Here is a 756-nt window from a genome sequence, read left to right as displayed (position 1 = left end):
GCCAATCACTTCTGCGCAAGTAATTCACCTCAGGAAAATCACCATGAAGACTGTCATCATCAATATCTCTGGCAACACCGGGAAAACCACTCTCACAAAGCATATGTTTGCGCCATTGCTCAAGGCTAAGCGCATCAGCATCGAAGACAGTAATGCGGGAGATGGCACCCCTGACCTTGAAATTAGCTCGGCCAAGTTTAAGAAGCTTGCAGGCGAACTCAACACCGCCGATGAATCGGAAAGTTTTGTAATTGACATTGGCGGATCCAACGCCAAAAATATGATCTCCACTTTTGATGAGTTGGCTTCAACAACTGAACTCATCGATTGCTGGGTGATTCCAGTTACCCCCTCCACTAAACAAATCACTGACTCGCTGCGCACAGCTCAATCTCTTAAGGACCTCGGCATAGAGCCTGAAAAGATTGTGCTTCTCCCAAACAACGTCACTGACCCCGAGTCATTTGAAAGTGACTTCGCGCTCATTTACAAGGCACGCCAGTTTGGTTTTTTTGTCCCTGAGCAAGCGATTCTTTCCACGGAGGCCTTCGAGATCCTTAAAAACGATGAGCGCTCGATCTTTGATGTGATTAATAACAAGATCAACTTCACTGCCAAGAAGGCTGAGTTGCGTAAAGCAGGAGACGACGAAGGTCTTGCCAAACTTGGGCAAGAGATCGTTCTTTACGATCTGAGCCGCTTTGCTTCGCGCAATATCAAAAAGGTTTTCGAATCAATCCCCCTCTTCGAAGGCCA

The 756-nt window shown here is 47.1% G+C and carries 1 protein-coding gene; it reads left to right on the top strand.

Translation table 11 applies throughout. From position 1 onward, the window contains the following. Positions 1 to 43: 43 nt before the first annotated feature. Positions 44 to 756: hypothetical protein (locus GVL03_RS18935; RefSeq protein ID WP_159502553.1), on the top strand; the 713-nt coding region annotated here is incomplete at its 3' end.

This window comes from Microbacterium sp. 18062 (genome assembly GCF_902706225.1).
Lineage (GTDB): Bacteria > Actinomycetota > Actinomycetes > Actinomycetales > Microbacteriaceae > Microbacterium.
This window is presented reverse-complemented; position numbering and strand designations above follow the sequence as displayed.